The following is a 6,754-nucleotide window of genomic DNA, read 5'->3' on the forward strand; positions in this document are numbered from 1 at the left end:
AGTCGTACGTACACCCGGTCGCACCACGGCACTTCCTCCCACCCAGGGAACAACGATCGCGGCAGCCCTACCCGAGGCGATCCCCCGCCCAACCCCGCAGCGACCCGATCGCGCCGCCGCTGCCCACCACTCGCCGCCGCCCGCCGCCCGCCGCTCGGCGGCCTCGGCAACCCCGGCCAACCGCAGAGCCGTTCCGCGCGACGTCGACCGAGGATCGGGTTTCCCCACCGCCGGAGCACGCGAGCGCCGGAAGACGAGCCCCTTCGAATCCGGCGAAACCGCAGGTGGGGGCCGAAGGTTCGGTTTCCTGCCGATCGGGTGGGGCGCCCTTACCAGTACCGACCAAGGCCCCTTCGGGGCCTTGGTCGGTGGTAGTGCGCGCGCCAAAGATTCAGCCGAACGGGCGACTTGACGCACCGAGAGTGATCACCCGAGTCTGTTCCCGTAACGAAAAATGGCCCCGGCCGGTGTTAGCCGCACCAGCGAGGGCCCGACCACGACGAGAAAGAGGCTCATCACGGCCATGCCACAGACTACCGACGCACCCCCGCCCGGTTCCACCTCCGCCGCCGACGTATTCGACCGTTTCGGTCACCTCGGTGGCGACGCCTTCAAGTGCGCGATCGCGCTCGAAGCCGAGCCCCCACGCGGCTCCGTCGGCATCGCCTGGATCCGCCGTCTGCTCGCCTCCGGCACCGCCCGGGCAAGCCGCGTGTACCACGAACTCCTCGCCGCCGGCCTCCTGATCGTCGACCGCGCCCGCAACGCCGCGACCGGTCGAGTACACGGCCAACGCACCACCTGGCACCGCCCGACGCCCCGTCAAACCCCGTGCGACGGCGCCGAATCGGCCCTGGACCTACTCCGCTCGATCGCCTTCGCCGACCCCCGCCTGGCCTTCCCGGACGCCGAACTCGAAACCGTCGTCCCACACGTCCTGGCCCGCCTCGCCGCCGGCGACACCGAAGCCGACATCTACACCCGCCTCGTCGCCCGCCTACCCCGAGACGAGGTCACCACCGGCCTCCTCCACTACCGCCTGACCCACGACCACCCAACCCCCGAACCCCCGCCGGCAGCCACCCACATCCCGGTCCAACGCACCGCCCTCACCGAATGCAACGACTGCGGGCGCCCCTCTCCCACTCCCCTCCAGGACGACCTGTGCGGCCACTGCCGAAACGGCACCATCCCCGGCCCACCGGACCTGCCCACCCGCATCGAACGCCTGAAAGCCCTGGCCGGCAGCCACTTCGGATAGCCGATCACCCCACACCGGCAATCCACGAGGCAGCACTCCCTCCGCAGTGCCGTCGGCCATACCCACGCGAAATCGGCCGACCGCTCTCGCCACTGCAATTCATGAGCCTCGGCACTGGCCTATGGCGAGAGAACACGCAGACCCCACTGAACGTATTCGACATTGCGAAACAGCTCGGCCCCACGACACTTGGCCCAAAGCTCCGCAACCTCAGGGGAAGGTTCCTCCCGGCCCAAGCCTCCTCGACTTACCAGGTTTCGCCGGGCCGTACAGACCGAGTTCGACACCTTCCGACGGACAGCATCGAATGTGATGCCACACGGATGGCAGTGCGCCCGGATCTACAACGATCTCATCACCCCCGAGACAAAATCTTCCGGTGGCAGGTACTGATGTTCCGTGACGTAGTGAACCACGAGAGTCGGCGCAGCATAGGCGTTACCCGACGGACCGAGAACTCTGATCTCCGCACTACCCAACAGCGTTCGGCCCTGTGGATCCCATTTATTCTCGATAGTAACGAAGTGTGTTCGACAGTAATGACACGAGTGACGCCCTCGTGTCTGCGCGACACGTTCCTGCCCGACCAGCCGCTGAAGCCCGTTCACGAAACCGACGGGGGCCGCCCCCCGAGAATGTTCGTAGCTCGGGTCCAACCAGCCGATATTCAACGCGTCTTTGCATTCAAGACCTTCCGAAATCCGAGGTCGGTCGAAATATGAATAGGGCGAAAGATCAGGAAAGTACGTCATCACACTCCCTCAGAAGGGACGTTCTACGCGACACGTGGCCAGATTGCTCGGCCACCCGAGCGGCCTCCGGGGCCCGGGCCTCCTCCGCTGCGGCGCGGGCCTCCGCCGCTGCCGCCGCCTGGGCCCGCCTGCTCGGGCCGTCGTCCTCGTATCGAACGACTGGCCAAGCGGGTCTTCTTGCTGCTGATGCCGGCGGATGTGCGGCTCCTCAGGGGGATCCGTCCCGGCAGAGCCACGACGGCTTCTTCAACCAGGCTCAGCGCGACACGGCGGACCCGGGCCGCTTCGGCGGCTCGGGGCCGTGTGTGCGTGGGCCGGCGTGCGTGCGGGCGGTCGGGGTTCGAGGCCGGACAGGGCGGCCATGTTGATCGAGGGTCGTCCTGTCCGACCCATGGTGGAAGCGGGCCTGGTTGGCCGGCAGGGTGTCGACCAACCTCGTGGACATGAATCTTCGTGGTGATGTGGAGTCTGCGGACTTTGTCGGGCGGGTCGTGTTGGTTACCGGTGGAACGGCCGGGATGGGGCTCGACACGGCTCGGTTGCTGCTGGCGCGTGGGGCCGACGTGGTGATTACCGGGCGGGACGAACGGCGGCTGGCGGGGGCGGTGGCACAACTCGACGTCAAAGAAAGGGTGTTCGGGGTGCGGGCCGACTCCGCCAGGAGTGCGGATCTGGACGCGCTGTTCGACGCGATCCGGGAGCGGTACGGGCGGCTCGACGGGGTGTTCGCCAATGCCGGGGTCGCTGTGTTCGGGCCGGGGGATGAGATCTCGGAGGCGGACCTCGATCACGTGCTCGACGTCAACTTCAAGGGCGTCTTCCGTACGGTGCAAAAGAGCGTGCCGCTGTTGACGGCGGCCGGTGGCAACGATGGTGGGTCGATCGTGCTGAACGCCTCTTGGACGCTGCACCGCGGGATGCCCGCAGCGACGCTGTACGCCGCGACCAAGGCTGCCGTGCACAATCTCGCGCGTACGTTCGGGGCCGACCTCGCCGGTCGGGGGATCCGGGTCAACTCGGTGAGCCCGGGCTTCATCGAGACCGACATGTATCGCGCGTTCACCCCGGACCGGGCCGGCGACGACGCGATCAGGGCGCAGATCCCGCTGGGGCGGCTCGGGCAGGGGACGGACGTCGCGGAGGCGGTGGCGTTCCTGCTGTCGGCGCGGTCGTCGTACATCACCGGCCAGGATTTGGTCATCGACGGTGGCCTGGTCGGCTCGATCCCGGGTTAGGTCGTCCGGCCCGACCCGCCGCGTGGCCGCCGCGTGGCCGGCACTGGCAGGCACTGGCAGGGCCAGGCTGAGCGAGAGCGGGGCGGCGACAATGGGGCGATGAGCAGCACGATCGGATTGGGCGAGTTTCTGCGGGCGCGGCGTGAGCACCTGCGTCCCGAGGATGTCGGGCTCACCGACTTCGGCGGTCGGCGGCGGGTGGCGGGGTTGCGGCGCGAGGAACTCGCCGGGCTCGCCGGGATGAGCGTGGACTACTACACGCGGATGGAACAGGGCCGGGTCAAGAACGCGTCCGCGTCGGTGCTCGACGCGCTCGCGCGCGCCCTGCGGTTGGACGCGCACGAGAGCGAACACCTCCACCGCATCGCCCGCCCGGTCGGCGGTTCCGGCCCCACCGCGCGCACCCCACGCCCCGCGCGGCAGACCGTACGGCCCACTCTCGGCCGGTTGTTGACGCAGCTGTCCGAGGTGCCGGCCATGGTCCTGGGCCGCAACCTCGACATCCTCGCCTGGAACCCGGCCGCGACCGCGCTGTTCGGCGACTTCGGCGAACTACCCCCCGCCGAACGCAACATGATCCGGATCACCTTCCTCCAACCGCGCTCGCGCGAACTGTGGGCGAACTGGGCCGAGTGCGGGCGCGAGAGCGTCGCGTTCCTGCGCCGCGAGGCGGGCCTGCGACCGCACGATCCGCGCCTGGCCGCGCTGGTCGGGGAACTGTCGGTCAAATCCCCCGAGTTCCGCACGTGGTGGGCCGAACACACGGTGCGCGAGAAGACCTCGGGAGTGAAGCGGTTCCGACACCCCTTGGTCGGCCGGCTCGACCTCACCTACGACACACTCCGCTCCGGCGACGACCCGAACCAGGCCCTGGTGACATACGTCGCCGAGCCCGGCTCACCCAGCCAGGACGCCCTGCGCATGCTCCTGTCGTGGTCCGCGACCCCGGTCGGATGAGGGGGGAGCGCTCCGGTCGGCTGAGGGGGAGCGCCGCGGTCGGCGAGCGCACCCGCCGAGGAGGCGGCGAGCGCACCCGCCGAGAAGGGGCCCGACTCGAAGGCGAGAAGGGCTTCGTGAGAAGACGAGAAGGGCCCCACCGAAAACCGGTGGGGCCCTTCTCGTCTTGCCGCTGTGCGCCGCCAGGGACTCGAACCCCGGACCCGCTGATTAAGAGTCAGCTGCTCTAACCAACTGAGCTAGCGGCGCTTGCTTGCGAGAGAAATAGTACCTGATGCCGAGGGGCGGTCTCACCTCGGTTTCGGGCCGGGGGGCATCTCACGAACGGTGACGATTGCGTTACGGGGGTTGGGTTCGCCCGGTGTCCTCCCCGGGGTTCGGTGGGCCGAGTACCGTGCTGCATACGTCGTCACGACCGGTGCCGCAGGGGCGGTCGGGTTCGCGGGGGAGACGCACATGTCGGATGCCGAAGCGGTACGGGCATTCCGGATGGCCGCGCACCGGGAGGGCGAGGTGGAGCCGCGACTCGTCGCGATGCGTGACTTTCTCGCCCACGCGAGCGACGCCGAGCTGCGCCGTAACCGGGCGCTGATCGAGAGTCAGATCGAGGCGGTGGCGACCAGGCAGCCGGAGACCGCCGCGCGGATGCTCGCCGATGTGCTCGCGCGCGATCCGTACGGGCCGTATCCGCGCGCGGTGGACGCGGTGCTGCGGTGGTGGGCCATCCAACCGGTCCACCCGACCGAGGGTTTCGCCGACACGTGGAACGTGCTCGACCACGCGCTGTCCGAAGGTGGCCGCCCGTTGGAGCGGGCCCTGCTCGACGTGTTCGACGGGATCGACCCGCGCGCGCCCGTGCGGCATTGGCGGGTCGCGGCCACCCGGCGCGTGTTGGAGCGGCTCGAAGAGCGGTTCGAACAACCCTCGCGGCATCCCGATCACGACCTGTGGCGCCTGTTGCCGCTGCTCGCCCCGGCGGGCGCGCCCACCGCGCGCGGCGACTGGGTGTGCGTGATGGGCGATCGGGCCGCGGCGCGCGGCGACGAGCGGGAGGCGCGCACGTGCTACCGCCTGGCGTTCGAGCAGGGGTGCGCGGCGGCGGCTCCGCGGCTCGCGCATCGGCTCGCGATCGAGGGCCATCGGGAGTTGGTCGGCGGGGACGCGGTGCGCGCGGTGCGGTTCTTGTACGAGGCGGCCATGTTGGACCCGGCGTATGCCGAGTACCGCGAGTTGCACGCGGCCGCGATGGCGGTACGGGACGGCCGTCCGGCGGGCGGGTCCCGGGCCGGGGTGGCCGCCGGGCTCGTGGGCGACGCGGCGGATCTGCTCGACCGGGGCCACGACGTGGCCGCGGTCCGGCTGTTGCGGCGCGGCCTGGAGCGGGTCGACGCGGACCCCGGGGGCTGGGCGGTGCGGCTGCTGCTGGGCGTGCTCGACGGAGACGACGCGCTGGTGGTGCACGGCGCGCGCGAACTGGTCGAGCGGCACGGCCCGGCGTGGGTTCGGCGGACCCCGGTGGGGGCCGCTCTGGTGCTGAACCGGGTCACTCGCGCCGACCCCGCACTGGCCGCCGTGCTGGTGGAGAACCTGCCGCCGGAGGTGCGCTCGGGAACACTCGCCCGGGCGGTTTCCACCGCGGCCGCGTATCGAATGCTGGCCGCGGGTGTGCGCGCCCTCGGGGCGGGCAAGCCGGACTTGGCGCGAGCCCGGGCGGAACGGGCCGAGCGGCTGCTCGGCGACGACGACACGCGCTAGCGCGCCAGGCGGGGGAGAGGCGAGTGGAGACGGACATCGTCGGGGTGTCGGAGCACCGGTTCGACGGCGGGCTGCTCGCGGCGACGCGACGGTTCGAGGCCGCGGCGGACGTCACGCGCGAAGTGGGCGCGGGCTCCGTCGGGGTCGCCCACACCCTGATCGCGCTCGCGCGGATGCCGGGCGGGGTGGCGGCCGGGCTGTTCGCGCGGCAGGGCATTCCGCCGGACGTGCTCGCGGCCGGGCTGCCCGGGGGCGGCGCCGGGCAGGCGTCCGACGCGGGCGCCCCGCGGCTCGGGCGGCTGCCGGTCACGGCCGGGCTGCGGGCGGCCTTCGACGCCGCCGCTGCCACCGCCCGGGTCGACGAACGCGTACTGCTCATCGCGTTGCTGGCGCGCCTGGAGGCGGGCGCGGTCGACCTGTTGGCCGGCTACGGTCGGGTCGATCTCGACGCGTGGCTGACCGAGGTGAAGGCCGGGCGCCGAGTGGGGGACGTGTTCGGGCCCGACGGGGCGATCGACCCGGCCGCGTTCGGGCCGGGCGCGAGTCGCGTGCTGGCCGTCACCGTCACCGAGGCCGGTGCCCTCGGGCACGAGCGGTACGGGATCGCACTGTTGCTGCACGCGCTCGCCACCACACCCGGCGGGCTGCTCGAACAGGCGTACCTGTTCCTGCGCCGGGACGTGCGCGCGCTGCGCGAACAGACCCTCACGCTGGCCGGATCCCGCCCACGCGCCGGCCGCGGCCCCGCGCCCGAGCGGGCCCCCGTGCCCGACGAACCCGTGCGCCAGGTACTG

General features: G+C 71.2%; 4 protein-coding genes, 1 tRNA gene and 1 pseudogene. 5 read left to right on the forward strand and 1 reads right to left on the reverse strand.

Translation table 11 applies throughout. From position 1 onward, the window contains the following. The first annotated feature begins 523 nt into the window (after positions 1-523). The 3 genes from GT354_RS37675 to GT354_RS37685 all read left to right on the forward strand — a co-directional run bounded on the left by GT354_RS37675 (position 524) and on the right by GT354_RS37685 (position 4,205). Positions 524-1,261 (forward strand): hypothetical protein, encoded by a 738-nt coding sequence (locus GT354_RS37675; protein ID WP_161360877.1) that lies wholly within the window; start codon positions 524-526, stop codon positions 1,259-1,261. A 1,195-nt stretch (positions 1,262-2,456) separates the two neighbouring features. Further along, positions 2,457-3,248 carry an SDR family oxidoreductase gene (locus tag GT354_RS37680; protein ID WP_161360878.1) on the forward strand — a complete coding sequence of 264 codons (792 nt, stop codon included), beginning with the start codon at positions 2,457-2,459 and terminating at the stop codon, positions 3,246-3,248. Between the two features lie 99 nt (positions 3,249-3,347). Then, complete coding sequence (locus GT354_RS37685) at positions 3,348-4,205, forward strand: helix-turn-helix transcriptional regulator (protein WP_161360879.1); 858 nt, start codon at positions 3,348-3,350, stop codon at positions 4,203-4,205. Between the two features lie 175 nt (positions 4,206-4,380). On the opposite strand, the gene GT354_RS37690 is transcribed toward GT354_RS37685, so the two are convergent. Further along, positions 4,381-4,454, reverse strand: a tRNA-Lys gene (locus GT354_RS37690). 207 nt (positions 4,455-4,661) lie between these two features. On the opposite strand from GT354_RS37690, the gene GT354_RS37695 reads away from it, so the two are divergent. Both GT354_RS37695 and GT354_RS37700 read left to right on the forward strand, forming a co-directional pair. Next, the gene (locus tag GT354_RS37695; protein ID WP_161360880.1) at positions 4,662-5,960 is read left to right on the forward strand and encodes a hypothetical protein; all 1,299 of its coding nucleotides are present in this window, start codon (positions 4,662-4,664) and stop codon (positions 5,958-5,960) included. A 23-nt stretch (positions 5,961-5,983) separates the two neighbouring features. Then, positions 5,984-6,754 (forward strand): annotated as a pseudogene (locus GT354_RS37700) (hypothetical protein); the annotation flags it as partial.

The organism is Streptomyces sp. SID3343 (genome assembly GCF_009865215.1).
GTDB lineage: Bacteria > Actinomycetota > Actinomycetes > Streptomycetales > Streptomycetaceae > Embleya.